Source organism: Exiguobacterium sp. RIT452 (assembly GCF_003598705.1).
GTDB classification, from domain to species: Bacteria; Bacillota; Bacilli; order Exiguobacteriales; family Exiguobacteriaceae; genus Exiguobacterium_A; species Exiguobacterium_A undae.
The window spans coordinates 930380-957058 of the sequence record NZ_QXJB01000001.1; the positions used below are offsets into that span (position 1 = coordinate 930380).

Sequence of the window (26679 nt, forward strand, 5' to 3'; positions counted from 1 at the left end):
CCGCCCTCTATGAAAAGAGAGCGGTCGTGTAACCTGCAAGCTGCAGAAAAAGAGCACGAGGATTCCGCTCCACTTTCCTACGCTAGTATGAACTAGATCAGGTTCAAAGGGTCCGAAGTAAATCGTCTCAGCCGAGCGGGCTCCCCTAGTGGATGTGTCAATGATGTGTACCTTCTTCACTGTACGGCTGTCGCCGCGACTTGTCAATATGCATAAAAAAAACCTCCCACGAGGGGAGGGGAGAAAAGATTACTCTTTATCTTCTTTGTTTTCTTCAGCTTGCTCTTCAGAAGTTTGTTCTGAATCGTCTGTCGCTGTATCCGCATCAGCTGCTTGTGCCTCAGCTTCTGCTTCTTCGATTTCTTCAAGTTCAGCTTCAAGTGTCGATTCAACGACCGCTGCAACTTGGATGTCACCTTCTGTGACGACACGGAAATCTTTTTCTTCCGGAAGATCAGCGACTGTAATCGAATCTCCGATTGCAAGTTCCGTTACATCCACTTCGATGCGTTCCGGTAATTTATCTGGTGTTGCGGCAACTGTTACTTTAAAGAGTGTTTGTGAAAGGAATCCGCCAAGTTTCGCGCCAGCTGCTTCGCCGACGAGGACGATATCCGTTTCGACTTCTGTTTCTTCATCCATTTTAACAGCGATGAATTCAACGTGTTTGATCGTTGGTGTAAAGATGTCCATATCGAGTTTGTTGATCAACGTGTTGACCTTTTTACCGCCGATTTGGAGAGCGACCAAGACGTTTTCGCCGTGTTCGCGGACAACTTTGACCAATTCTTTTTCATCGAATGAAATCGGTGTGCTTTCCACTTTGTAGCCATACACGACACCAAGAGCTTTTCCTTCATGACGTAATTGCTTTCTAAGTGAGCGTGGGCGTACTTCGCGTTCTTCTACTTTTAATGTTACTGACATGTTCATTTCCCCCTTGAATTTGGTATAGCCCTCAAAAGGTAATGAATGTAGGAGTGGAACAATAGGTTCCAACAGAAATTCATGCGCTAAATGCTAGTTCAACTGGATTTCATTCAGAAATGAAAAACGAAGTGAGTAAGTAGCATTTCTCTCCCAGGTCATTACGCTGATATTGAGAAACAATAATTGAAAAGCGACCGTGTTGTACGGTGCTAATGTAGATATACCCCTGTCTTTCAAAAGTTAAAACCTTTTTTTCTGAATTTGATTGTCGAAAGACCTTCAAACCTGTTGATAGACAACGGATTGAAGGTCCTTCATTTTTTTAAGAATTTCTTTGATTTGTGTGGTTACTCACCTGCTGAATCGATAAAAGCGGGGGAATCGAGCAGACGGACGAGTTCACGAATCGTTAAAATATCCGGCTTCTGATCCGATAAGACGGCATCAATCATCGTCGCTTTGCGATCTTGTAATTCCGCCATCTTTTCCTCGATCGTCCCGGTCATCAACAGCTTAATCACTTCGACCGGCGACTGCTGTCCCAAGCGATGGGCCCGGTCAGCCGCTTGTTGCTCGACGGCTGGATTCCACCAGCTGTCGTATAAAATGACGGTATCTGCCGTCGCCAGATTCAGACCGGTCCCGCCGGCCTTCAAGGAAATCAGGAAGAGATCGACTTCCCCGGCATTAAACCGGTCACACAGTGCGACCCGGTCTTCAACCGGCGTCTCACCGGTCAGTAGAAAGTGGGCACGTTGTCGTGCTGCCAGTCGTTCCCGAATCCGGGCCAGCATCTTCGTATACTGGGAAAAAATCAGGATCCGATGTCCGCTCGCTACTTTTTCTTCAATGATTTCAAGCAGGCGTTCGAGCTTTGTCGATTCGCCTGTATAATCTTCGACAAACAACGCCGGATCACAGCAAATCTGCCGTAAGCGGGTCAAACCGGCGAGCAACTTGATCCGGTCCTCACGTTTCGTTTCATCCAAATGACGCAACGTTTCCAGTTGCAGTTTAGATAAGTAGGAGGCATAAAGCTTTTTCTGTGTCGGACCAAGGTCTGTGTAGTGATGGACAATCTGCTTCTTCGGTAAATCCTGCAACACCTCATCTTTGGTCCGCCGCATCAGAAACGGACGGATGAATCGTTTGATCTCGTCATGCGACCACGTTTGAAACGTCTGTAAGTCCGGCAGCAAGGAAGGGAAGATGACCCGGAAAATCGACCAGAGATCATCGGTCCGGTTTTCAAGCGGCGTTCCGGTCAAGGCAAACCGACGTTTCGCCCGAATCCGGCGCAAGCGGACAGCGGTTTGTGACGCCGGATTCTTCAGATGTTGTGCCTCATCAAAAATTACGACGTCGTATTCGACGGCCTGGTGTGCCTCCATGTCGGCTCGTAACGACGGGTAGGAAATCAAAAAAATCCCGTCCGCTGGTACTGTCTCGATTTGGTCCAAGCGGTGCTTTCGCGCTCCGGTCAACAGATGGACCGTTCTCGTCGGGGCAAATCGCGTGAGTTCCGCCTGCCAGTTATGGAGCAGGGAGGCCGGGGCGACAATTAAGACCCGTCCCGGCGGCAGCGTCTCCAGATACCCAATCGCCTGAATCGTTTTCCCGAGTCCCATCTCATCCGCTAAAATCCCGTGCCCGTCATGTCCGGCGAGATTCGCCATGAACTGGATCCCTGCCCGCTGATATGGATACAAGTGGCGGTCGAGTACTTCCGGGAAGTTCAGGTAGACTCCTGTTCCATTTTTCAGCTCGAGCCATCGTTCTGTTAATTGTTTATGGACATGCAAGAAGGAGGCGCCGACCAGATGTTTGAGGTTCGGCAGAGCCGGCGCGCGCAACACCGCTTCAAGTTGGTCCTGCTCTGCTGCTTCGAGTTGTCGAAAGACGCGTTGCAACTGTTCAAACGCCCGGTTCTCAAACGAGACAAACTGACCGTTCTTTAACCGGTGATACGTTTTCCGGGTGACAAGCGACTGCAAGACCTGTTTCAGTTCCATTTCCGGGATGCCGTCCATGGAAAAGCGGAAGGTTAACCAATCCAGGCGGTCCGTCGTGTCGACATCAATCCGCGGATGAAACGGTCCGTTCGGTAAGGATTGACGGATACTTTCCGTCACTTGGACGACGAGTTCGCCGTAAACGACGCGGGGATCGAGCAAACCTTTCAGAAATTGATATTCCGCCGCTTCTCCCTCTAATTGATAGCGACCATTCCGCTCCAAGAAACCACTCTCCGTCACGTAGCGGAGAACGGTCCCTTCGAGCAATCCATCGCGTCCGAGCCAATCAGTTTCTTGCAACGGATTAATCCGAACCCCCTGATAGCTAAACGTCACGAGCAGTTCAAGTCCACCAGCTTCCCGGTCCAGCGCCAGTTCGACCGTCGGCGGACCGCTGACGAGCCGGTGTTTGAGCGGGGGACTGAGCCAGACGTCGGCCAGATTCCGTAAGTGGTCACGCCTTTGCAAGAGCCGGTCAAAATACATCGGACTGATGATAAAACGTTGTTGCGCCGTGATGCTTTCCATCACAATCGCCGAACCGTTGACATCAAATCTGATTTTTGCCCGTTTCGTTTTACTTAATGTTTGCAAATAAGCCGTCACCGCGGCATCTTCCGTCTGCCGTGTCGTCGCAAACGGACGGATTAATGATTGCTTTCCACCGGGTGTGCCGTAGACTTGCACATGATGCATCGCTAGCAACACGGCAACGATATGTCCGCAAAACGATTGATCCATCGCAAGTGACGGACAGTTGCAGCCGGCATCCACGCCGTGTTCCTTGACGCGGACAGTGACGGTGAACAGGTCTTCGCCTTGAACAGCGGCTTCGACGAGCAAGTCACCGGATTGGTAGTTTCGCAACGTGACTTTTTTAGCGGCGACATACCGTTTGCCGCGACGGAAAGCATAGGTATCCGACATTTGTTTGATTTTTCGTTCACTTAGTCCATAATTCATCCCGTTGCTCCTTTCCTTAGGATGTAGGTGACATAATACAATTATCGTTCACTATCAAATAATTCAATTGCCCGTTTTTTCTCTTGATCACCGATATGGGCATAAACCTGCGTCGTCGCAACCGACTCGTGTCCGAGCAATTGTTGAATCGTCAAGACATCGACCCCGCCGGTCGCCAGGCGCGTCGCGAATGTATGCCGTAATTTATGCGGCGTGATCTGTTTCCGCTCCAAAAACGGCAAAACAGGACGCAGACGGTCGACGTGCCGTTTTAAGATATGTTGGACCGCCCGGGGACTGAGCGCTTTGCCTTGTTTCTGAAAAATCGGTTCTGCCCCCCGCATCGTCAGACTGTAATGCGCGGCGTATTTCCGTAAAGCGACCCGGACCGGCTTCGCGAGCGGAATGACCCGTTCCTTGTTGCCTTTCCCGATGACCCGAATCGTCCCTTCGTGAAAATCGACGGCACTCCACGTCAATTGCGTCATTTCACTGAGCCGCATCCCGCTGTACCCGAGCAACTGAAACAACGTGACGTCCCGAACGCGATCCCGCTCATAATGCGCGGCTTCCCGGGCATTCATCTCGACGTTCGACGGCAACAGCTGCATCAGTTCGTCCCATTCGCGTTTCGTTAAGTAAACCGGATCCCGCTTCGCCTGTTTCGGACGATTGATTTTTGCGACCGGATTTTCCGACAGGACACCGATATCAATCAAATGCCGGAACAAGGATTGAAGTGCTGACAGTTTCCGATTGATGACGCTCGGGGCGTTCTGTTTTGTTAAAGCTAAGTATTCCGCATAAGCGGCAATCCCGGACCCATCAATTTCAAGAAACGCGTCCTGCGTGATATCCCGCGCCTGAATTGCTTCTCCCGATGCTTCCGCGACGAACTGAAAAAACGAATCAAAATCGTAGACGTACCGCCGCATCGTCGCTTTCGAGAAATTCTTCGATGCCAAATGGTCGATATAGGACCGGATGAAATCCGGCATCCGGACATATCCCGGAAGATCCATCGTATGGGCGGGAAGGGGTATCGGTTTTACGGTTTTTCCTAGGTTTTTAAACAAGCTCATCATTCTATCCCCTCTCTGTTACTACTATACCAAACGTTGGTAGAAGGTACACTAGTTTGCGTGAAATAGTTATTTCACGCAATGTTAAATTGTCAGACAGGGAGCGCTCAGTTGCATCGAAATCGGTCGAGACAGGTAACCATTCGACTCGATGCAACTGATTGAACAATCCTTTTCAGCACATACAAGGACAATAATACTATTATGTCAACCGAATAACGTGAACAAATCGAAAGTTCCGAATTCGCTCTCAGTTGCAACGAACTTCCTTCCGACAGGGAGTTGGTCATCTCGATTTCGTACAGAGCGTTTTAGTCAATTCCCGGTTTCGGACGTTGTGAATGTGCCCGTTTCGAGGCTTAATCCAAATCGAATGGGGTATATAGTCTAAGACTATCCTGTATTTAACATGAGGGGGACATAACATGATTTCAGATCAACAAGCACGTAAATTGTTAAAAGATGCAAAACGCATTGCGGTCGTTGGTGTTTCGAGCGACTCCGGCAAAACGGCCAACTGGATTGCGGACTACCTGGTCCAACACGGTTACGAAGTCATTCCGGTCAATCCGACCTTAAACGAATGGAATGGTCAGAAAGTGTATCCGAGTGTCGCCAGCATCCCGGGACACATCGATATCGTCGATGTCTTCCGCCGTTCGGAATTCCTGGCGGACGTCGCCAAAGATGCCGTTGCACACGGTGATGTCGGCATGATTTGGAATCAACTTGGGTTATCGAGTGTCGAAGCGGAAAGTTTAGCACTCGGGGCCGGTATTCCATACATCGAAAATCGTTGCATTAAAATTGAACACCAGTACTTGTAATCGCAATCCGACAAGACATCTACTCCTTGACAGTAGGTGTCTTTTTTTCTTGTTTTCTAGATTATCCTTGTCAGATAGCAAGAAGATGCCTACAATTAGATACAGACTACTAGAAAAACGAACGAACGTTTGGAATATTCGGCGTTTTTCTATTTGAGGTGAAAAACATGGCGACAGATTTAAACAATTATAATGATGATGCCATACAGGTGCTCGAAGGACTCGAAGCAGTCCGGAAGCGCCCGGGTATGTATATCGGCTCGACCGATCATCGCGGACTCCACCATTTGGTGTATGAGATCGTTGATAATGCGATTGATGAGGCACTGGCCGGATTCGGGGAACAGATTGATGTCATCATCCATAAAGATAACGCAATTACCGTCCGCGACCATGGACGCGGTATGCCGACCGGGATGCACGCTTCCGGAAAACCGACGGCAGAAGTCATCTTCACGGTGCTTCATGCCGGCGGTAAATTTGGTCAAGGCGGTTATAAAACATCGGGCGGACTGCACGGTGTCGGGGCATCTGTTGTCAACGCCCTGTCGACGCAGTTAAAAGTTACGATTTACCGCAACGGGAAACAGTTTGAGCAAACGTTCGAAGACGGGGGAATTCCGAAAACGACCTTGCTCGAAACGGGAACGACTCGCCAAAAAGGAACAAGCGTCTACTTTAAACCGGACGGAAAAATCTTCAGCACGTTGACATACAATTACGATACGTTAGCGGAACGCCTGCGTGAATCAGCCTTCCTGTTGAAAGGATTAAAAATCACACTGACCGACGAACGGTCGGAAAAAGCGGACACGTTCCAATACGAAGACGGAGTCAGCGAATTCGTCGGCTATTTGAACGACGACAAAGATACGTTACATCCGACAGTCGCTTTTGAAGGAACGGAAAATGACATCGAAGTCGATATCGCGTTCCAGTTCACGGATGCCTATTCGGAAAACGTCCTGTCGTTCGTCAACAACGTCCGGACACGCGACGGTGGAACACATGAAGTCGGTGCCAAAACGGCGATGACACGGGTCATGAACGAGTATGCCCGTAAAAACACGCTGCTTAAGGAAAAAGATAAAAACCTCGACGGCAACGATATCCGCGAAGGGTTGACGATGATCGTATCGATTCGGATTCCGGAAGAATTCCTGCAGTTCGAAGGACAAACGAAATCAAAACTTGGTTCTCCGGAAGCCCGGACGAGCTGCGACGCCGTTATTACACGCCGCTTGTCGACGTATCTTGAGGAAAACCCGCAAACAGCGACACTCCTGATCAAAAAAGCGATCCGCGCCGCTCAGGCCCGGGAAGCCGCGCGTAAAGCCCGCGAAGAAGCCCGGAACGGCAAGAAAAAGAAACGTTCGAGCATCCTGAACGGGAAACTGACACCTGCCGCGTCAAAAAACGCCGAGAAAAACGAATTATTCCTCGTCGAGGGGGATTCTGCCGGTGGTTCAGCGAAACAAGGACGCAACCGGACGTTCCAAGCGATTTTACCGTTACGCGGGAAAGTCCTGAACACGGAAAAAGCGAAGCTCGCCGACATCATGAAAAATGAAGAGATCAATATGATCATCCATGCGATCGGGAGCGGCGTCGGAGCAGACTTTGACCTGTCCGATTGCAACTTCGACAAAGTCATCATCATGACGGATGCCGATACGGACGGGGCGCATATCCAAGTCTTGTTATTGACGTTCTTCTTCCGTTACATGCGTCCGTTGATCGATGCCGGAAAAGTTTTCGTCGCTTTGCCGCCGCTCTACCGCGTCTCGAAAGGGAAGGGCAAATCCGAGAAATTCGAGTACGTCTGGGACGAAGAAACCCTTGCCAAAACAACGAAAAAATTCGGCAAAGGGTATATGATCCAGCGTTACAAAGGACTGGGTGAGATGAATGCGCCACAACTTTGGGAAACGACGATGGATCCCGATACACGGACGTTGATTCGTGTCACGATCGATGATGCAGCTGTCGCTGAAAAACGTGTATCTGTCCTGATGGGCGATAACGTCGGACACCGCCGAAGCTGGATTGAAGACAATGTAGCGTTTGGGCTGACGGAAGACCTCTCGATCATTGAAAATGAACATGTGACGAAAGAGAGTGTGAACTGATATGTCTAACCTGCAAAACATCCTCAACCTGTCCCTCGAGCAAGTCGTCGGGGACCGGTTCGGACGTTATTCGAAATACATCATCCAAGACCGGGCCTTACCGGACGCCCGCGACGGGTTGAAACCGGTGCAACGCCGGATTCTGTACGCGATGCATACGGAAGGCAACCTGTTTGACCGCGCTTACCGAAAATCCGCCAAAACAGTCGGCGTCGTCATCGGTAACTACCACCCGCACGGGGATTCATCAGTGTATGAAGCGATGGTCCGTCTGAGCCAGGAGTGGAAACTCCGGTATCCGTTAGTCGACATGCAAGGGAACAACGGCTCGATCGACGGCGACAGTGCGGCAGCGATGCGGTATACGGAAGCCCGTTTGTCCAAAGTCTCGAGCTTAATCCTCGACGGCATCAATAAACAGACTGTCGATTACACGCTGAACTTTGATGATACGACAGAGGAACCGCTTGTACTGCCGTCTCTCTTACCCAATCTTCTGATGAACGGGTCGACCGGGATCTCAGCGGGTTATGCGACGGAAATCCCACCCCATCACGCAGGCGAGGTGCTCGACGCTGCGATCGGTCGGATCTCCGGAACCGTGCATACCGTCGATGATTTATTGACCCACATGCAAGGACCCGATTTCCCGACCGGCGGAGTCGTCCAAGGGCTCGACGGGATTAAAAAAGCGTTCGAAACCGGCCGCGGGAAAGTCATCATCCGCTCGCGGGCGACGATCGAAACGTTACGCGGCGGACGCCAACAAATCATCATCACGGAACTGCCGTATGAAGTCAACAAAGCCAACCTCGTCAAACGGATGGAAGAACTCCGCCTCGACCGTAAAGTCGAAGGAGTCGCGGAAGTCCGCGATGAGACGGACCGTGACGGACTCCGCGTCGTCATCGAACTGAAAAAAGAAGCGGATGCCGAAGGAGTGCTCCATTTCTACCTGAAGCAGACTGATCTGCAAATCGCCTACAACTACAACATGGTGGCGATTCATGAGCGGACACCGCGTCAGATGGGCGTTCTGGCCTTACTTGATGCCTATCTCAGCCACGTCAAGGATGTGGTCATCCGACGCACGACATTTGATCTTGAGCAGGCGAAACGCCGCCAGGAGGTCGTCTCTGCTTTGATGACGGCGATTTCCGTCCTCGATGAGACACTTGCTTTGATTCGGTCCGCATCCAACAAATCAGAAGCAAAAGACAAGCTGATCGAGCGGTTCCGGTTCACGGACCGCCAAGCGGAAGCCGTCGTCATGCTTCAATTGTACCGGTTAACGAACACCGATATCGTCGAATTACAGGACGAAGCTGCGAAGCTCGAAAAAGAAATCACCCGTCTCGAAAAGATTCTCAACGACGAAAAAACGCGAAACCGGTTGATTATCAAGGAATTGACGGTCTTAAAAGAGCAGGTTGCGGATAACCGGCGTTCGACGGTCGAAGCGGAAGTCGAAGAGTTGAAACTGAAGACGGAAGTCATGATCGCGGTCGAAGAAACGATGGTCTTCGTCTCGAAAAACGGCTATATCAAGCGGTCTTCGATGCGTTCATTCGGAGCGACCAACGACTTGCCGGAGATGAAAGAGCAGGATCGCCTGCTGTATCAAGGACAAGCCATGACGACGGATCATGTCATCGTTTGGACGGTCCAGGGGAACTATCTCTTGATTCCGGTCCACCAGTTGCCGGATACGAAGTGGAAAGATGGGGGACAACACGTCGCCAATCTCGTTCCACTTGATCCGGGCGACCGAATTTTATCCGTCGATCTCGTCCGGACGTTTGATGAAACATCGCACTGTCTGTTCGTCACGCGCCAAGGAATGGTCAAACGCTCGAAGCTGAGTGATTACAACGCCCAGCGGAAATCAAAACCCCTCCAAGGTGTCCGGTTACGGTCCGATGACGAAGTCTTGTATGCGAAGGTTTCTACCGGACAAGAGCAATTGTTCTTAACGACCCAGCATGGATTTGGTCTCTGGTTCACGGAAGACGATGTCCCGGTCGTAGGTGTCCGGGCGGCTGGTGTGAAAGCAATCAATCTGCGGGACCAGGATGTCGTCGCAGGGGCGATCGGCTTCAAACAAGCGCCGAACATCGTCCTCTTGACGCAGCGGGGCGCACTGAAGAAAATGCGACTTGCCGACCAGTTCCAAGTTTCGAATCGCGCTTTACGCGGGACGCAGCTGCTGCGTGATTTAAAATCAAAACCTCACCAAGTTGCGGCTTTGATCGATGTCACCCAAGCAAAAGAAGTCATCTTAATCGGAAAAGAGCAGGAAAAGACGATTCAAGTCCAATCCTTGTCTTATCTGGATCGTTTGTCGAACGGCTCGTTTGCGTACGATGAAGAGAAATTCGGTGCCTTGATCGATTGGTATACCGTTTGATGGTCAGATGCCCCTCATTTTAAACGAGGGGCATCTTTTTTTGTTCAATTGGGTGAAAACTCGCCGATTGCTGTTCGTTTCTGGCTTTCCAGCGCCCATCACGGCATCTTTTTCAGACTTTTCTTCGAATTATCAGCAATTCAGTCGTTTACAAATTGAAACGATTGTCGATAACCGCTACAATAAAAGAAAATGGTCAAGGCATGATCGCCACAAAAACGTGGAGCGGGCAGTTCGGAGCTTTAGCTTATATCTCTTTCATCAAGCAGCTACGGACATGTTCCTCGGCTGCTTTTGTGCAATCTGCCGAACTGGAGAGGTGATGAAGATGAAATTCAGAAGACGCGAAAAAGTAGCAATCTATATCACACGGGAACAACCAGAGGGATGGGAACTACTTGTATTTCATCCGCAATCAGCTCCAGACAGTGATTGGCAAATTCCTGCTGGTACCATCGAAGACGCTGAAATCGCCAAAGAAGCGGCTGTACGGGAAACACTGGAAGAAAGCGGTCTTTCGCTCGCGACCGTCCAATACGTCGGCGAAGAGGAAATGCGGTATCCGGAACGAATGCGGGTTCATTACACGTATTTTTACCACGCACATATCGAATGTCAGGAAAATCGTTGGACGCATTGTGTTGCTGGTGACGGTCAAGATTGCGGTGATTTTTTCCATTTCGCGTGGTTGCCGCTGGAACGGATCACACAGCTCGAACGCCGCCATCATATTTTCTTGGACCGGTTGATTCATCGTTTAGAACGGAGCCAGCATTACGATTGCCGAAAACACGGATAACTCCGTGTTTTTTTGTTTTGTCTCACTATATTGAGTTTACCTTAATTATGAGACAAGATATTATAACTAGTGATAATATATGTTATGTTAACTAAAATAAAAAAATGATTCTTTAGTCTGTTTTAACGTCTCACCTTGTCGCTATAAAAATCAGTCCATCGTCCTAATGGTCTTCCACGTTATTTTTTGTTACTCTAATAACAGTAACACCGCAAATGTTACCCTATTAACGGTAACAAACGACATGTTGCCATGATTTCGGCAACATATAGACAGGAGGACATGTTATGCAAGCTGTTGCCTTATCGTTTGATGTCAAAGGCTCCCGCGATTATTCGAGCAAAGAAGCCTTATTGCAGACGCTCCGGACACTGGCAGACGATCTGAACACGGCATTTCCAACAAGTATCGTGCCTTTCCAGATTAAATCCGGTGACAGCTTATTGGCTGTATTCGCAGATTATCCGGTCAGTTATCCGGTCATCCTGAAGTTATTGAATCAGGAGCTGACAGGATATATCGGTATCGGCTTCGGTCAATATGAGACAATGTCGACAATAAAGGCAGAAGAAGCAAATGGAAGTGCGATCATCCATGCCTTCGAGGCGCAGGAGCAGGCAAAGACGCTTCCGTCACGGATTGCCTTTGCTGGTCCCCCTTATCTGCCGACCGCCCTGCTGAACGGTTATTTCGAGATGCTTTATCCGGCGTATTTCGGGAAGACGGACCGGCAAATCGAACTTCATCAATTGATGGATCAATATCCGGATGATACGTATGAAGAAATCGGGCGCCGGATGGGATTCAAGGAACAGGATGCCCGGGCAAATGTCGCAAAACTCGTCTCCCGCTCGCAACGCAAACAACGGAAGCGCCTCGAAGCAGCATTGACGCAGGCACTGGAACAATTCCAAGTTTGGGAGGCGATTCGGTGACCGTCTTACTGAGCCTTTTGTTCATCCATCTCCTGGCCGATTTTCCGTTGCAAACGAAACGAATGGCAACGCATAAACACCGGAACCGACGGATTTTATTCCGTCACATCGCCGTCCACGGCATTCTCATGCTGTTTGTATTAACGTTTTTTGTCTTGCGAGGTACGCTGCCGGTAGAGGTCGCCGGATTGCTTGGAGGGAGTATCCTTTTGTTTCACGCCCTACTCGATGCCTCCCCGCTCAAGCGCCGCGTCCAGCAAGCGCCTGCCTACTGGATTGATCAAGCCTTACATATCGGTGCGATCATCGCCTTGACCTGGATTTTCGTGCCACTCGACTGGTCGTTGACCTTCTCACGGCCGGAGCAAGTACTTTGGATCCTTTGCTTTAGTTTAGTGACGACAGAGTTACTCGGACATGGAATCGCTTTGATGCTCGCCCCGTTTGCCCCAAGGTTGATCGAAGCGCATTTTGAACGGAAAGTGACACGTAAAGAGCAACTCGATGGGGTCTCACGGACCGTTACGCATGAAGTCGAAGATTCTGCCCGCAGTTATACGACGGAACTGAACGGCATCGGACGATATATCGGTCTCGTCGAACGGGCGATCATCACCCTGCTCGTCGTCACGAACGCCACCGGGGCAATCGGATTCGTCATCGCCTTGAAGGCACTTGCCCGTTTTAAACAGTTTGAAGATCGCCGCTTTGCGGAATATTACATCATCGGGAGCTTGCTCAGTATTTTAGGAGCAATTTTATGCGGACTCGCCATCCGAGCCGCATTGTAAAACGATGAATGAAAGTGAGGGAGACGGTCAAGACCGTCGCATGAACCATGAAAAAAATCGGATTAGTGAGACATCATCGGGTGACGGAAGGATACCCGACGAAAGGCTGGATCAGCGCCAGTGACATTGAAAAGTGGATTGAACGTTACGATACGTCAGACATCGATATCCAGCCTGTAGAGCTCGGTCAGATCGACTGGACCGTCTGTTATGCCAGCAGCATGCCGCGGGCTGTCCAGACGGCACGGAGCGTTTATGACAAAGAGATTATCGTAACCGATCTATTACGGGAAGTGCCGTTTCCGGCGATTCGGTCGAATCTGCGACTTCCATTCCTGGGTTGGGCGGTGCTTGGACGTATTGCGGCACCGTTTAGTAAACGGATTCAAGCCGAGATCAAGGATGCAAACGAACGAATCGAGGTTCTTTTGAATCAATTGATGTTCGAAGACGATGAACGGGTCTTACTCGTTGGGCACGGCGGAATGATGATTCTGATGCGCGCTGCCTTGAAGCGTCGCGGTTATCGCGGACCACGGTTCGGTCATCCGCGTAACGGCATATTGTATCTGTTCGAAAAAGAGCAACCGACATGTTGAAATGGGGATCGACCCTTTTACTTGCTCTCTGCCTGATTGTCATCTTCTATACGACACGGAATGAAGAGTCGCCCCCTGCCCCGACGGCAGGCCAGATGGAGGTCTACGGCTTTGATGTCGGTCAAGGGGACAGTACGTTCATCCGGACGAAAGATGACGCGATCCTGATCGATGGCGGGAACAACGGCAAAGGAGACGATGTTGTCCGCTACCTGCAACAGCTCGGTGTGAAACGATTGACCGCGGTCGTCGCGACGCATCCGGACGCCGATCATATCGGAGGGCTTGATACCGTGCTCGATGCCTTTGAGGTTGACAGTGTCTACGCGCCGCGCGTCACCCATACGACGGAGACGTACCGCGACTTTCTGCTTGCCGTCAAACGAGAAGGCGTGACCATCAAGCCGGTCAAAGCCGGTCTAACGATTCCAAGTGAGGCCGCACGTTTCACCTTTCTTGCACCCGTCACCGACGGCACACAGGATCTCAACAGCTGGAGCGCTGTTCTCCGGGTCGAGAACGGACAGGATCGTTTTCTCTTCATGGGCGACGCACCGATCCGGACCGAGCAACAACTTCTGGAATCAAATGAGGATCTAAGTGCCGATGTCCTGAAGCTTGGACATCACGGAGCGGAAACATCGTCCTCCCTGCCCTTCTTACAAGCCGTCGATCCGAAGCGGGCATTGATCTCAGCTGGCAAGGACAACGCCTACCGTCATCCACGCCCATCTGTCTTACAAGAATTGAAGACGGAACGGATTACGGTTGATCGAACAGACAAAAACGGAACGATCCAGTATATCTCAACCGGTAATGGCATTAAGGAATCGAACCGGACCGATTTACGGCCGGAATAATCGAACGCGGAGGTGAAACAGATGCGGCTCACTCTATCGGATTTTGAAGACGATTTAGCGATTTGCGAGACAGACGAACGTGAGACGATCACGTTGCCGAAAAGTCGCTTGCCGCGTCAGGCAACGATTGGCGATCGACTCGATTGGACCGGTCGTTCGATCCGCATCTTACGCGACGAGACGAATGCACGCAAAAAAGAGATCACCGCGTTGATGGATGATCTTTTTGAAGAATGAAGCGACTTCCTCAGGACACTGAGGGAGTTTTTTTAGTTTAGTAGACTGATGAGTAGTCCGGCGATGATTCCAACCGTGAACAGGGAACCTAGCGTATAAGAAACCAGTCGTAATCCAATCGGTAGTCGACGAATCGCTGCAAAGGGACGACGGTTGGGTGGTCCCCCAGCGACGGCGCGTTGATACTCATCGAGTGGACTGTGAGCAACATCATGTTGTTCAACCTGAGCGTTTTTCGGTTCTGTCGAATGGTGTTTCATCTTTCCACCCTCCCTTTCATGACAAGCTGTATTTACTGTATTCGCTAAGTGACTTTATTATCCTGTTTCAATTTTTTTGATATTCCACGAAACTTTTGGATGAAAATGGTAGTATAGAAAATAGACGTATTCTTTAGGGCGGTTTCGGGAAAACCACTGGCGGTTTTTTCTGAATTTTCGTACACTTTAGAAATACGATGCATCTTAAAGGGGGAATCATCCATGTTTCAAACATTACGTACATCACTTAAACAATCTGTCTTAGGTCAGGACGATGTGATTGACCATTTGTTGATGGGTTTGCTTGCTGAAGGACATATTCTGCTCGAAGATCGTCCGGGAACAGGGAAAACGACACTGGCCAAGGCACTTGCACAGACACTTGAAGCGAAATTCTCGCGTGTCCAATGTACGGCGGATACGTTACCGACCGATCTGCTTGGAATGGAACTGTTCAATCCGCTCACGGGCTCGTTCGAACAACGATTCGGTCCTCTTTTTGCGAACATCGTCCTCGTCGATGAGATCAACCGGACGACACCGCGGACACAATCGGCGTTACTCGAAGCGATGGCTGAAGCCCAAGTAACGATTGGGGATACATCCTATACGTTACCGCAACACTTTCTTGTGATTGCGACACAGAACCCGTTTGACGGACAAGGAACATTTCCATTGCCGCACGCCCAGCTTGACCGCTTCTTGTTTAAGCTCTCGTTTGCTCCCCTTACGCGTCAGGCGGAAAAAGCGTTATTACGGGGCGCCCATCTCACAGCAACCGAACTTCAAGTCCCGCTCGAGCAACTCAATGACTGGAAGGAAGAGGTCGTCGCCGTCTCAATCGAGGACAGCGTTGAAAATTACTTACTCGACGTCTGTGATGCCCTCCGTGCCCATCGTGACGTTGAGATTGGGCCAAGTCCCCGGGCGACGCTCGCTCTCTTGAAAGCAGCAAAAGCGCGTGCATGGATGCAGGAGCGGACATACGTCACACCAGAGGACGTGAAGCATCTCGCTGCCCCGCTGCTTGCCCACCGACTCGTCCTGACGCTTGAAGCGACGCTGAAGCTGTCGAACGAACGACTCGTCCAGCAGGTACTCGATTCGCTGACTGTACCGACTGAGGTGTAAGCATGCAATTGATCACACCAAAATCCTTTCATATGGTCATCCTAGTGTTGACGGGGGCAACTGGATTAATCATCGGGTTATATGGTTCCGTCTGGATTGCGGCCATATTGCTTGCCTATACGTTATACGGCTGGTTGATGCCGCTTTACCTCGAATATCTGGCAAAGCGGATTCAAGTTCGCCTTCTTGAGACCGTCCGCGCTTTCCGGGATGAAGAAATCCAGATTCCCTTCGAATTGACGAATGCGACGAAGTTGCCGCTCGGGCGAATCACAGTTTCCGGTTTGCTTGGGGATCAGATTCAGATTGCGGAAGCAAGCAGTCAATTTTGGCGTCAACACTTGTATGTCGGGAAACAGTCGGTTGTCCCGTTTTCAATTGATGTCCTCGCTGCCCACCGAGGAACGATCCGCATCCAATCGTTTGACGTCATGATTTCAGACCCGTTTCATCTGATGACGGTCTATGTGACACAAGACATTCAGGAACTCGGGCATGTCTTTCCTGATTTTGCCCCCGCTTCCGTCGAATGGAACGAGCAGATGATTCCTGGTGAGACGATTGATCGATCAAGTCCATTTACGGACCGGTCAAGCTTTCACTCCGTCGTTCCCTACTCCGGGGATGCGAAATCCATCTATTGGTCCGCTTACGCGAAGACGAACGAACTCTACTCCTATCAATATGACCGGAAGCGAAACCATGATTATGCCGTGATCGTTGATGGACTGTCAGCAGACGGGCTCGCGCTTCGCTCCGACTTCGAGAAGCTGCTGTCCAGAGCCGCGACGATCATCCGCGAGCTCGAGAAACAAGGGGCTTCTTACAGTCTCTGGATCTCGATGGTCAATCGATCCGGTCAGTGGTACCATGTTCCGTCCGGTACAGGAAAACATCAATTCCTGCGAACGATGGAATGTCTGGCACGGATTTCGGAATACGATTTACCGCTTGAACGGCGCTATTTCACGAAACGATTGCAGCGCAGCGTTCCGTCGACGACGGCTGAGATTCATCTCGGTCATCGACAGAAAGGGGTGAGCGCATGATTCTCTGGTGGATATTCCTTGCGAGTTTATTACCGGTTCCGCTGTATGCAGCTCTCGCCTTTCCGGCTCTTGCGTTCGTGCCGCATCGTCCGTTGCGGATTGGTCTCCAGTTACTCGCAGCTGGACTGTTGTTCTTTCTTTCTCCGGCCGCAAGTGTCCTGGCGCTCGTCTTCGTCACGTGGACAGCGTTTCTTGATACGGTCGAGTCTGTATGGCGCTATGCGGTGAGTGCCCTCGTCATTGGTGTCATGGTGATTCTCTTCCCCGGAATGATGCCGCCGCCGGGCGCCCTGTTGCTTTCATTCCTTGTCGTCGCCTATCCATTCGTCGTCACGTACATGACGGAATGGCGGAGGATCTTCCCAACGATTGCTCTGATGCTGGGCGGAGGGCTAATTCTCGCAGGGATGTTCCGCTTCATGAAGGAAGCGTTGTTCGGTTCCGTCACCAGCTGGATTCGTCCGATATTCGAAGCATTCGGGTCACTTTTTCTCTGGACGGAACCGATCGGACGAGAGGCCGATCAGATGACGAACAAAGCGATGGGTCTAGAAAACATCAAAGGTGTTCAAAACGTCGGACGCTCGACAGTCGACGCCGGTACATCCAATTGGATCTGGGTCGTGCTCGTCATCGTGACGGTAATCCTCGTCGCTGTCACGCTGTACGTCATCCGGAAACGCCAAGTCGTACACATCGAGATGGAACAAACCGTCCAACGTCCAAAACAGACGCGTGCGCGTGCTCCAAAGCGTCACAGTCATCATCCGCTGTTAAAGATTGCATCACAACTCGAACAAGCCTTCCCGCGGCGTCATGAGGAGACGACGTTTGAGTGGTTGTCGCGCATCGAGTTCCCTGATGCGTTGCACAACGCCCGTCTGATTGACGGGATCGAGTTCAGTCCGAGTGAACCGGCTTATGATATTCAGACCTTCCGCCGGTTAGTACGGGAACAAATCGAACGCTGACAAAAAGCCCTTGCTCATCGAGCAGGGGCTTCGTCGCATAAAGTACGCATCAATTGATTCCGTGGTGTTGTCGCAAGACCCCAGTCGCAAATCGCGTCGAGGATTGGAATGCTGGATCCGCAAGTCGTCGCCGATACGGTCCTGTTCGCCTTCGAGCAACCGCAACATGTGAACATCCGGGAAATCGTCTTGGCCCCGACGAAACAACTCGATTAACCAAAAGACCCAAACGTCTGAGAGGATAATCCCTTTCAGGCATTCGGGTCTTTTATATGGTGTATCTGGCATCAAGAAGACACTTGTAGCGACGCGCTACTGATTCCAGTACGGCGTTGAGACAAATAAAAAAAGTGCCCTCCTTCTGTTAAGAGAGAGTGCACCTTTTCTTCAGCCTGAAACAACTCCGAAGAAGAGTCTTTTATTTATCTGCATCGATCTTCGATGCTTTACGCGCAATGATGACAATAAAGACGATGGCAGCGACTGGAAGAACAAGCGGCATCCAGTCTAGGATATACTGTGTATTCATCGTATCCCCTCCTCAAATGAATGCTATACACGTAGCATATTCCAAATGACAAGCCCATGCAAGCCTCGTTAGATGCGCGGTAAAATCGAGTAGATGACAGAATAATAAATCAAGACGCTAGTCGCGACACTATAGACAACCAATATGTACGGCGCAAATTTCGGTTGACCGTGACGCTTCAGCACGCTCAAGGAGAACATCGTGATTCCCAGTGCAAACAAAGGACTGAAACCAAACACTACCAAGTCCATTGACAGGAGTAATTCGGAACTGAAGATGAGATTAAACGCAAAAATTGATAATAAGTACCATGTCGTATAGGACAAGCAAATAAAGAGGAGGTACGATACCCCAGCAATAAAGCTTCCCATCCGTGGTTTTTCCATGTGTTGCATGCGGTCCCTCCTACGAAAAGATAAGATATCCTTAATGGTAGTCGGAAAAAACGGCTAAAAATATTCAAATATGAATATACGACAAAAAACGACAAAAAAGACCGGCATCTGTTTTGTCAGATGACAGTCTCTTTCCTGTTGAATCCGTTCCCACTCGATTTAATGCGCGATGGACCGTGTTTGATACACTTTCGCCAGTTCAGTCACTTTTACCTTAAAGGCTTCTCGGCATTCGACCGGTTCCAGAATTTCAGCCTGCTCCGCGAATTGAATCAACCACATCATGAATCCTTGGGAGAATAAGGCACTGACCTTGACTTCAAACCAATCGTCCTCGATGCGACGGCAACGAATGTCCGTTCCAAAACGATCAACGACCGTCGGCATGACACTTTCATGGAACTTCAAGGTCAACTGTTCATTTTCCCCTCCATACATATTAAACATGTTGCTCAGATAAGTCGATTCGACATGCACCGGTGTCTGGGCGGGTTCAAAGACACTGCAGTTGACGATCCGGTCGACGCGGTAAGTCCGGATTTGTTCAACCCGTTCATCCCGACCGATTAAATAATAATTGCCGTTGTCGACGATCAGGTGCGCCGGTGTCACGAAGTAATAATCACCGTCTTTACGCAATTCGAACTTCCGTGTCCGCTCGTTGAACTTCCCTTGGTACTGAAAGCGGATGATATCCTGATCAATGATTGCTTTTTGGATGGTGTCGATCGAAAACGGGATGACGCCTTTTGGTTTCTTAACGGTATGGATGACCGGATTCAGTGTTTCCGCCAGTCGTTTGCTCGTCAAGGAATGGATGTTACGAACAAGAATCTGCGTTTCGCTCTCGGAGATGAACTTCGCACTGGCGATTGCATCAACCAACAGGCGCAGGTGATGGTACTCAAACGGACGACTGACAAGATGGTATGGAATCGCCAATCCGTTTTTGGTTTCCTCGGCGACGATGTCAAAGCCGGATTTGGCCAGCGCCGCAATGTCTTCCTTCAGCGACTTACGGGACAGTTTTTCGATCAGTCCCCGCTTCGACAGTTCCGTACTCAATTCTTCCAACGTCAACGTTTTTTCTTCATCCGAATATTGTTCAAAAATGTCACGGACCGCTAATAACCGGTCACGATTGGATAATTTTTCATTAGGCACAGGGCATCCTCATTTCCTATCTGTAAGATGTTTGATTATAATTGGATTATACCTTAATTAGGAAAGAAGATTAACAATAATTTGGAAAAATTTAAGAGATAGGAGAATTTGGATGCAGCATATCGCCGATTGGAACGACCAACAATTTGATTATCGGGACAGCGGAACCGGTCCGGTTGTCCTGTTGATTCACGGGACCCAGTCCGATTACCGGGAAGTATATCATGTCGAACGATTGATCGAAGCGGGGTATCGGGTAATCGTCCCGTCTCGTCCCGGATATGGAAAAACGCCGCTCCAATTGGCGGCGTCTCCGGTAGAACTGGCAGCCTTTTATCAAGGCTGGATGGCGTCACGCCACATTACACAATATACCGTCTACGGCATCTCGGCCGGCGGACCGACTGCTCTGGCGCTCGCAAGCAACAATCCCGCCGTACGTTCTCTTGTCCTGGCCTGCGCGATGACGCACCAAATCTCCTTACCCTATCAGGCGTGGCTCATTCAACCGTTGTTACAACGTCCTTTACAACTCATCCAACAGCTGTTGTGGCACTACGTCAAAGACAAGTTGGTCAAATTCCCGCAAGAGGCCTCTGTTCGGATGGTCGAGATGACCAGTCTCTTGCAACGGGAAGACATCCGGCTCCAATTAAACGGGGCCGACGAGAAGCTGCTTTATCAAGTCGGTCTTCAGAATGGTCCGGGACGGGGTGTCCTGTTTGACTTGACCCAACAGATTGAGCGCCAGACGTTACGTGACATCACATGCCCGGTCTTGATCGTCCATTCGAAGGCAGACCGGGCGGTTCCGTTTGAACATGCGCTGTATGCACGACGCGCCATTCCCCATGCCCAGTTCATTGAATCGAAGAGTCCGGGTCATCTCATCTGGATTGGCCCTTCCGCCCGTCACGACGAACGGATGATTGAACGGTTCATCGGCTTAAATCACTTGAAGGCGGACACGTAACTTCAATTTTTCATCGTCTTCTTCGATCGAGATGATGCCCCGTGCCGTCAGCTCTTCGATCGCGAGCTGCGTCCGCTCCAGGTTAAAGCGGGCATAACGGGCGATTTCTGTAATTCCCATCCGGCAGGAAAGTTGATTGGCCTTGATTTTCGAGGACGGTTTGGCGACCGACCGTTGCAACAGACGCCAGAAGACATGCCGGGCGTCGTCGGAGAGTGCGTAGGCATTTTTTTCGATGACCGGAGGGACGTAACGGATGTCCTCCCGAATCCGCCGGATCAAGTACAAGCTCAGCCAGTCTTCCATCTCGGCTTGAATCCGGAAAAACTCGAACCACCATAATTGGTCCAGCGCCTCAGCTTCGTCTGTGGACAGTGCCCATGAAGCAGGGACATCATCAAACTCTTCTTCCAAAAAATCTTCATAATCAAGCGCCGTCTCGTACAAGACCTGTGGTGCGATCCGGTCCAGTGTTTCCCGCTTTTTGTAGAGATCAAAACTCATCCGTCGAAAATGTTCGACCGAGCCTGCTACTTGACTGAGATGTAACAATTGTTTGGTGATCAAGCGTGCAAGGCCATCCAATTCGAGATGAATGGCGTATATGTGTTTTTCGAGTGCGATTAACGTACTGCGTTCCATCAGACATTTCCTCCTCTGTTCCTGGCGTACTCCTAGTCTTTTTCCGCAAATCGAGTATTCAAAACCAGTTGCTGACCAACAACCTGACAATCGGAGCGGCTTCTCTGTAAACGGTGTTTATTTCCAAAATAAACAGGGAATATTTTGATGCAGTGGTTCATCTACATTCAAACGATTCAATCGGAGGTGGAGCGACGTGTTACAGTCCAAAAAACGAACGGAGCGGAAGTGGCGACAACGTACGACCCGGAATCATATTCTGCAGTTGGAACACTTGTACAAAACGCATCCTGTTTTACCGACGGCACAAACGAAGATTGTTTTTCAGCGGATGTTAGAAGACGCGATTCGAACTGGTCAAACGATGACGATTGATTACTTACAGCATGGAAATGCGACCGCCTTAACCGGCTCAGTCACCACCCTGTTTCATGCCCGCGGTTTAATTGAACTTAAAACCTCGACAGGATTATACCGCCGGATTGCTTTTGACAGTCTGCTTGATATACGGGAATCCACTTAAAAAAGGAAGACGCTGTCAGCGTCCTCCTTTTTTAGTTGACGAAATTTATTCGTCCTTTAGTTTCACGTTCTGGTCAGCCGGAAGAGTTGTTGTCGTCTCTTCCTCTTCCAGTTTCGGGACACCTGCGCCGTAATCTGTCGCTTCATCCACGACGTAGGATGCAGCAAACGCTGGATTGAGCAAATCAGACTTGGACCCGACGATGACAATCCGACCGTGACGGACTTCATCCTCAAGATCTTCGGCGACATCCTTCGTCATTCCAAGTTCCGATAACTGGGCAATCCGGTCTTTTCGGTTGCTGCGGACCGTTGACATCAGCGTCTCGAAAAATGATTTTTTAGTCACCCGATAAGCGAGTGTCTGCGTATCACTTGCAATGCGTTCTGCCAACTCTTCGTCTTTTGCAAAAATGTAAATTTGTTTATTCGAATAACCGCTTGATTTCAGACTTGTCACTTCTGCGTCAACGGCTGTCATGTTACGGACGATTCGTGTTTCAATCATGTTGTTTCCTCTCCTTCATGCGAGCGAACAATCTACTCTCGATATAAAGTTATTCCCGAAACATAATGAATAAAACATGAATCGAAAAATGAGTTAACCGGCTTGTCGTAACCGCACGGCCGACTGCCGTTTCCAAACTACCGTCACAACAATAAACAGACCGAGGGCCGCCTGCGGGAGGATTGTCTCATACGTCGGGTAAAACCCGAGCCAGGGCACGGACGGAACGGACGCGAGAACATGCATCGGCACACTGCCCGTCAATTGCAGAGCATGCAAGCTGGCACCGAGTATTTTAAAGGCCATGACGTAAATCAAGATCGTCGCTGCCAAAAACAGACGGTTAATCGGCAGACGGACGCCGAAATAAATCACGGCGACCGACACGACAGTGATCAGACCGATCGCGAGTAAAATGCCGCTCGTCAAAGCGAGCGGTGTCATCGCAGGAGCCATCCCCGCATAAAACAGCAGAGTCTCCGCCCCTTCCCGGAAAATCGTCAGGAAACTGACGGCAAACAACGAACGTCCGACAAACGCTATCGCGAGTTGTCCTTTCCGGGACGTCAGGACCGTCTTCGAATGCAGCCATGAACCGACGACTAACATCATCAAGACGGCAACAAGACCGGTCCATCCCTCAATCTGCTCCCGTCCGACACCGGCGAGTGCCGTTGAAAAAAACGATTGAATCAGGAGCGCAAGACCGCCACTGGCAAGTAATCCGACGACCGCTCCGCTCCAAATCAACCGTTCCCCCTTGATGCCTGCTTTTCGGGTAAAGGCAACGAGGGCACTGATGATCAACAAAGCTTCCAGTCCTTCGCGTAACATGACGAGCATCGCGTCGACGAACGTATAGGTCGTCTTTTGCTCCAACACTTGTAATGAAGCGATGATTGGACGGAGTTCGTCCTGAGTGGAGACGCGTGTCTCTGCACTGACGCGTGACAATAAGACCGGGATGTCCGATTCAATTGTTGTATAGAGCGCGCTGCTGCGTGTCCGGACTTCCCCTTCCCCGCTAGGCCAACGTGTGATGAAGGTCGTCAACGACTGTTTCGCCGCCTTGATGTCACCTTGTTCAAGTGACCGGTCCGCCTGCTCCAGTAAGGTCGTTAATGCCGGCAGTCCCGTCTTTTCGACGTCCTTGACGGCATCCCCGTCGAGAAACGACTGGATGCTTTGATCAAATTGATCAAGCGCGCTGCGGAATTCGATTTCGTCAAACGGTTCACGCGCAAGTGCAATCCGAATGGCGGACAGTCCCATCTCGACTTGTCCGTAATGTCCGATACTCGTTTCCCGGACAATTGTCTCCCGATCGGTCCATGCTGCGAGCAGTTGCGACTGGAGCCGTTGCCGTTCGGCGGCTGTTTTTGCTTCACGCAGTTGGTCGGTCTGCAAAAATAATGCGTTGAGACGTTGTTTCGCTGCCGGATCCGTCTTCGTTGCTGTTTTTTCCAAGGCACGGACAGCTGTCGACAGCCGGGTCAAGACAGGACTGATTTTGGAAAACGGCTCATCCTGTTGATCCTGTAAACGCGTCAGTTCCTTTTGGATCACCGCTTTCTCATCCGATGTTTTGAGCTGCTCGACTTGTTGCGCAAGCCGAACAATCGACGTCTCAAGCGCCGGCCGGTCGTTTGCCTGAACAGCGGCAATTGCTTGTCCGATCGATACATATAAGGCGTCGGTCTGCGAATCTGCCTGAACAAGCGGCATCGTTCCGAACAGACACAACAGGACGATCAGAAAGTTAAGCAAATAACGCATCGCCGATGTACCCTCCTTTTTGAATCCCGCCAAAACAAGCAAACAAGGCACTGCCGCGGTGGGTGATGTATTCATTTAGCCGGTCGGACGCCGCCAGTCGTTTTTGAATCGTGATGAACTGATCCGGTGAGCGTTGGAACGAAACGAACAACAATCCGGCATCTAGAGCGCCGGTCGTTTCATTGACCCCGGCTTGATACGAATAGGAGCGGCGTAGCAGCTGTTCCTTGCCTGTCCCGTGTGCCACTGCCGTGTGCGAATCCGCCGGCAGTTGTGTTTCTCCGTGTAACGTCCGTTGGTCCGGTGTGACAGAGGCGAACTCGTTGGTTGAACCCAGTGGCGCACCGGACGCCCGCTCTCGTCCAAAAGTCCGTTCCTGCTCCTTTAAAATCGTCCGGTCCCAGACCTCGAGATGCATCTGAATCCGTCGAACGACCAGAAACGTTCCGTTTGTCAGCCAAGGGGAACCATCCTGCCACTGGTAAAACAGATGCTTGTTTCGGACTTTGTTTTTCGTCAGATCCGGATTACCGGTCCCGTCTTTGAAACCAAACAAATTCCGCGGCGTTCCGCCAGTCGCATCCGCCGCTTTCGACCGCTGAAAACCGGCTTGCGTCCAGCGGATTTTGACAACTCCGCGTCCAATCCGGGTCAAGTTCCGTAAGGCATGAAAGACGACCTGCTGATCATCGGCGCAAATCTGAACAATCAAGTCTCCGCCGGACCACTTGTCATCCAACTGATCCAAGTCAAAGGTCGGCAAGTCACGTAACGCCGCCGGACGTTTATGGGCGATTCCGAAACGGTCCCCGGCAAATAAGCTGGCACCGCAGCCGAATGTAAACGTCAGATGGCTCGCCGAGAGCCCTTCCGCTTCCCCTGTATCTTCCGGTGGCACGTATTGGCTGTCCGACTCGCCGAGCGACAGACCGGCCGCCAACCGGGCACAGGCGCGTGTCCAGCGGCGTAACAGATCAATCAGTTCATCCCGTCGGTCTGTCTGTACGTCAAAAGCGACCAATTGAATATGATTTTGCACAGGGGTCAGAATGCCTGCCTGGTATGTCCCGTAAAACGGAACCTGATCCGTCGCTTGCGCCGTCAAGGCACGCGGCAACAACCGTTCGATTCCGCTGGCATACAATGCTGCGCCCAGCCCCGTCAATCCGGCGACCTTCAGCACGTCACGACGTGTGACTCCTTCTTCTAACGTAGTCCGTGTCATCACTCACCCCTCCAATACGATGCCCATTTTCGAAAGCGGCTCCGCCAACTCGTTGATGACCTGGCTTAACTGGTTGACGTCCGTTTTCGACAAGTCGGTATAGAGGACGTATCCGTCGCCGGATTTCTTGGCTTCCAGTAAGGCATTGACATCAGCAAAACGAGCCGCAATCTCTTTTGACAGGACCGGGTCCTGTTTCTTCAACGCCGGGTTGAGCAACTGATAGATTTTTTCCGCCCCTTGGACGTTCGCCGCGAAGTCATATAAATCCGTATGGGAATACCGGTCTTCTTCACCTGTCACTTTGGAAGTCGAGACTTCATTCAATAAATCCGTTGCGCCGGTGACGAGCAGTTCCGGTGTGACGTCGACCGTCTCAACTTTCGCCCGGAGAAGGTGAACGTCTTCCATCAATTGTGTCGCATAGTCTTCGTATCCTTTCGTCGTCCCTTTCTCAAACAAGCCTTGTTCGATCCGGTGGTATCCGCCCCACTCCGATTCCTTGACGTCCCCTTCACGGGCATCGATCTTCGGATCAAGGTCGCCGAACACCTCAGCAATCGGTTCTGCCCGCTCATAATGCATCCGGGCCGGCGCATACAGTGCTTTAGCCTGATCGAGGTCTCCTTCCTTGACCGCTGTCGTGAACGCTTCCGTCTTTTTCGTGAACTGATCGAGTTCCGCGATCGCATAAATCCGGTAATCGGCGACGACTTGTTCGAATGGATCCGGCTTCGCTGCTGGTTTCGTTGCCGCCGGTTGTTCGGTACACGCTGCCAATAATGTCGTCATCGATAACAGTCCGATGGTGAGTGATTTTGTATGTCGCATGGATGGTTCCCCCTGATAATTAAGTAAGTTCATCAATCAGTATAGTCGATAATGATAATCGTTATCAATATGTTTCCATAAAAAAATCCTTCCCCGCCAGATGTGACCGTCTGACGGAAAAGGAAGAAC

Annotated in this window: 25 protein-coding genes and 1 riboswitch; of the genes, 14 read left to right on the top strand and 11 right to left on the bottom strand. The window is 50.6% G+C overall.

Going from position 1 to position 26679, the window contains the following annotated elements:
• Nucleotides 1-57: 57 nt before the first annotated feature.
• A riboswitch (TPP riboswitch) is annotated at nt 58-157 on the bottom strand.
• A 92-nt stretch (nt 158-249) separates the two neighbouring features.
• The 3 genes from D3D03_RS05040 to D3D03_RS05050 all read right to left on the bottom strand — a co-directional run bounded on the left by D3D03_RS05040 (nt 250) and on the right by D3D03_RS05050 (nt 4990).
• On the bottom strand, nt 250-927 hold the full coding sequence (locus tag D3D03_RS05040) for a 50S ribosomal protein L25/general stress protein Ctc (RefSeq protein WP_119923005.1): 678 nt from the start codon (nt 925-927) through the stop codon (nt 250-252).
• 350 nt (nt 928-1277) lie between these two features.
• On the bottom strand, nt 1278-3908 hold the full coding sequence (locus tag D3D03_RS05045; RefSeq protein ID WP_119923006.1) for a DEAD/DEAH box helicase: 2631 nt from the start codon (nt 3906-3908) through the stop codon (nt 1278-1280).
• A 41-nt stretch (nt 3909-3949) separates the two neighbouring features.
• A complete protein-coding gene (locus D3D03_RS05050) occupies nt 3950-4990 on the bottom strand; it encodes a tyrosine-type recombinase/integrase (RefSeq protein WP_233550644.1) in 1041 nt (346 codons plus the stop codon).
• Between the two features lie 425 nt (nt 4991-5415).
• Here D3D03_RS05050 and D3D03_RS05055 point away from each other — a divergent pair, with 425 nt between their 5' ends.
• The 9 genes from D3D03_RS05055 to D3D03_RS05095 all read left to right on the top strand — a co-directional run bounded on the left by D3D03_RS05055 (nt 5416) and on the right by D3D03_RS05095 (nt 14574).
• On the top strand, nt 5416-5817 hold the full coding sequence (locus tag D3D03_RS05055; protein WP_012370464.1) for a CoA-binding protein: 402 nt from the start codon (nt 5416-5418) through the stop codon (nt 5815-5817).
• Nucleotides 5818-5984: 167 nt separating this feature from the next.
• A complete protein-coding gene (parE, locus tag D3D03_RS05060; RefSeq protein ID WP_119923008.1) occupies nt 5985-7946 on the top strand; it encodes a DNA topoisomerase IV subunit B in 1962 nt (653 codons plus the stop codon).
• A 1-nt stretch (nt 7947) separates the two neighbouring features.
• Nucleotides 7948-10353: a DNA topoisomerase IV subunit A gene (gene parC / locus D3D03_RS05065; protein WP_119923009.1), complete on the top strand. Its 2406-nt coding sequence runs from the start codon at nt 7948-7950 to the stop codon at nt 10351-10353.
• 328 nt (nt 10354-10681) lie between these two features.
• Complete coding sequence (locus D3D03_RS05070) at nt 10682-11152, top strand: NUDIX domain-containing protein (RefSeq protein WP_233550645.1); 471 nt, start codon at nt 10682-10684, stop codon at nt 11150-11152.
• 287 nt (nt 11153-11439) lie between these two features.
• A complete protein-coding gene (locus D3D03_RS05075) occupies nt 11440-12087 on the top strand; it encodes a hypothetical protein (RefSeq protein WP_119923010.1) in 648 nt (215 codons plus the stop codon).
• The gene (locus D3D03_RS05080; RefSeq protein WP_119923011.1) at nt 12084-12878 is read left to right on the top strand and encodes a DUF3307 domain-containing protein; all 795 of its coding nucleotides are present in this window, start codon (nt 12084-12086) and stop codon (nt 12876-12878) included. Before D3D03_RS05075 ends, D3D03_RS05080 begins: the two co-directional genes overlap by 4 nt.
• Before the next feature lie 80 nt (nt 12879-12958).
• Nucleotides 12959-13477: a histidine phosphatase family protein gene (locus tag D3D03_RS05085; RefSeq protein ID WP_233550646.1), complete on the top strand. Its 519-nt coding sequence runs from the start codon at nt 12959-12961 to the stop codon at nt 13475-13477.
• Nucleotides 13474-14337: a ComEC/Rec2 family competence protein gene (locus D3D03_RS05090; RefSeq protein WP_119923103.1), complete on the top strand. Its 864-nt coding sequence runs from the start codon at nt 13474-13476 to the stop codon at nt 14335-14337. The genes D3D03_RS05085 and D3D03_RS05090 overlap by 4 nt, the downstream gene beginning before the upstream one ends.
• Nucleotides 14338-14358: 21 nt before the next feature.
• Nucleotides 14359-14574, top strand: a complete 216-nt coding sequence (locus D3D03_RS05095; RefSeq protein ID WP_119923012.1) for a DUF3006 domain-containing protein — start codon at nt 14359-14361, stop codon at nt 14572-14574.
• A gap of 32 nt (nt 14575-14606) precedes the next feature.
• On the opposite strand, the gene D3D03_RS05100 is transcribed toward D3D03_RS05095, so the two are convergent.
• Nucleotides 14607-14834 (bottom strand): hypothetical protein, encoded by a 228-nt coding sequence (locus tag D3D03_RS05100; protein ID WP_119923013.1) that lies wholly within the window; start codon nt 14832-14834, stop codon nt 14607-14609.
• Between the two features lie 222 nt (nt 14835-15056).
• On the opposite strand from D3D03_RS05100, the gene D3D03_RS05105 reads away from it, so the two are divergent.
• The 3 genes from D3D03_RS05105 to D3D03_RS05115 are packed head-to-tail and all read left to right on the top strand — an operon-like array spanning nt 15057 to nt 17985.
• Nucleotides 15057-15965 carry an AAA family ATPase gene (locus D3D03_RS05105; RefSeq protein WP_026832871.1) on the top strand — a complete coding sequence of 303 codons (909 nt, stop codon included), beginning with the start codon at nt 15057-15059 and terminating at the stop codon, nt 15963-15965.
• A gap of 2 nt (nt 15966-15967) precedes the next feature.
• Nucleotides 15968-17014, top strand: coding sequence for a DUF58 domain-containing protein (locus tag D3D03_RS05110; RefSeq protein WP_119923014.1), 1047 nt, complete (start codon nt 15968-15970; stop codon nt 17012-17014).
• Entirely contained in the window at nt 17011-17985 is a 975-nt protein-coding gene (locus D3D03_RS05115) for a hypothetical protein (protein ID WP_119923015.1), read from the top strand. Before D3D03_RS05110 ends, D3D03_RS05115 begins: the two co-directional genes overlap by 4 nt.
• Before the next feature lie 597 nt (nt 17986-18582).
• Here D3D03_RS05115 and D3D03_RS05125 read toward each other — a convergent pair.
• Nucleotides 18583-18909 carry a hypothetical protein gene (locus tag D3D03_RS05125; RefSeq protein WP_119923016.1) on the bottom strand — a complete coding sequence of 109 codons (327 nt, stop codon included), beginning with the start codon at nt 18907-18909 and terminating at the stop codon, nt 18583-18585.
• 159 nt (nt 18910-19068) lie between these two features.
• Nucleotides 19069-20073: a helix-turn-helix transcriptional regulator gene (locus D3D03_RS05130; protein WP_119923017.1), complete on the bottom strand. Its 1005-nt coding sequence runs from the start codon at nt 20071-20073 to the stop codon at nt 19069-19071.
• A gap of 112 nt (nt 20074-20185) precedes the next feature.
• On the opposite strand from D3D03_RS05130, the gene D3D03_RS05135 reads away from it, so the two are divergent.
• Entirely contained in the window at nt 20186-21046 is an 861-nt protein-coding gene (locus D3D03_RS05135; protein WP_119923018.1) for an alpha/beta fold hydrolase, read from the top strand.
• Here the strand turns inward: D3D03_RS05135 and D3D03_RS05140 are convergent.
• A complete protein-coding gene (locus D3D03_RS05140; RefSeq protein ID WP_119923019.1) occupies nt 21020-21688 on the bottom strand; it encodes a hypothetical protein in 669 nt (222 codons plus the stop codon). The two genes, D3D03_RS05135 and D3D03_RS05140, sit on opposite strands and share 27 nt — an antisense overlap.
• A 196-nt stretch (nt 21689-21884) precedes the next feature.
• Here D3D03_RS05140 and D3D03_RS05145 point away from each other — a divergent pair, with 196 nt between their 5' ends.
• Nucleotides 21885-22211: a YolD-like family protein gene (locus D3D03_RS05145; protein ID WP_119923020.1), complete on the top strand. Its 327-nt coding sequence runs from the start codon at nt 21885-21887 to the stop codon at nt 22209-22211.
• A gap of 45 nt (nt 22212-22256) precedes the next feature.
• Here D3D03_RS05145 and D3D03_RS05150 read toward each other — a convergent pair whose 3' ends face one another.
• The 4 genes from D3D03_RS05150 to efeO all read right to left on the bottom strand — a co-directional run bounded on the left by D3D03_RS05150 (nt 22257) and on the right by efeO (nt 26550).
• Entirely contained in the window at nt 22257-22718 is a 462-nt protein-coding gene (locus D3D03_RS05150) for a YflT domain-containing protein (protein ID WP_119923021.1), read from the bottom strand.
• Between the two features lie 93 nt (nt 22719-22811).
• On the bottom strand, nt 22812-24494 hold the full coding sequence (locus D3D03_RS05155) for an FTR1 family iron permease (protein ID WP_119923022.1): 1683 nt from the start codon (nt 24492-24494) through the stop codon (nt 22812-22814).
• Entirely contained in the window at nt 24478-25719 is a 1242-nt protein-coding gene (gene efeB / locus D3D03_RS05160; RefSeq protein WP_119923023.1) for an iron uptake transporter deferrochelatase/peroxidase subunit, read from the bottom strand. The genes D3D03_RS05155 and efeB overlap by 17 nt, the downstream gene beginning before the upstream one ends.
• A gap of 3 nt (nt 25720-25722) precedes the next feature.
• Nucleotides 25723-26550 carry an iron uptake system protein EfeO gene (gene efeO / locus D3D03_RS05165; RefSeq protein ID WP_119923024.1) on the bottom strand — a complete coding sequence of 276 codons (828 nt, stop codon included), beginning with the start codon at nt 26548-26550 and terminating at the stop codon, nt 25723-25725.
• Nucleotides 26551-26679 lie beyond the last annotated feature (129 nt).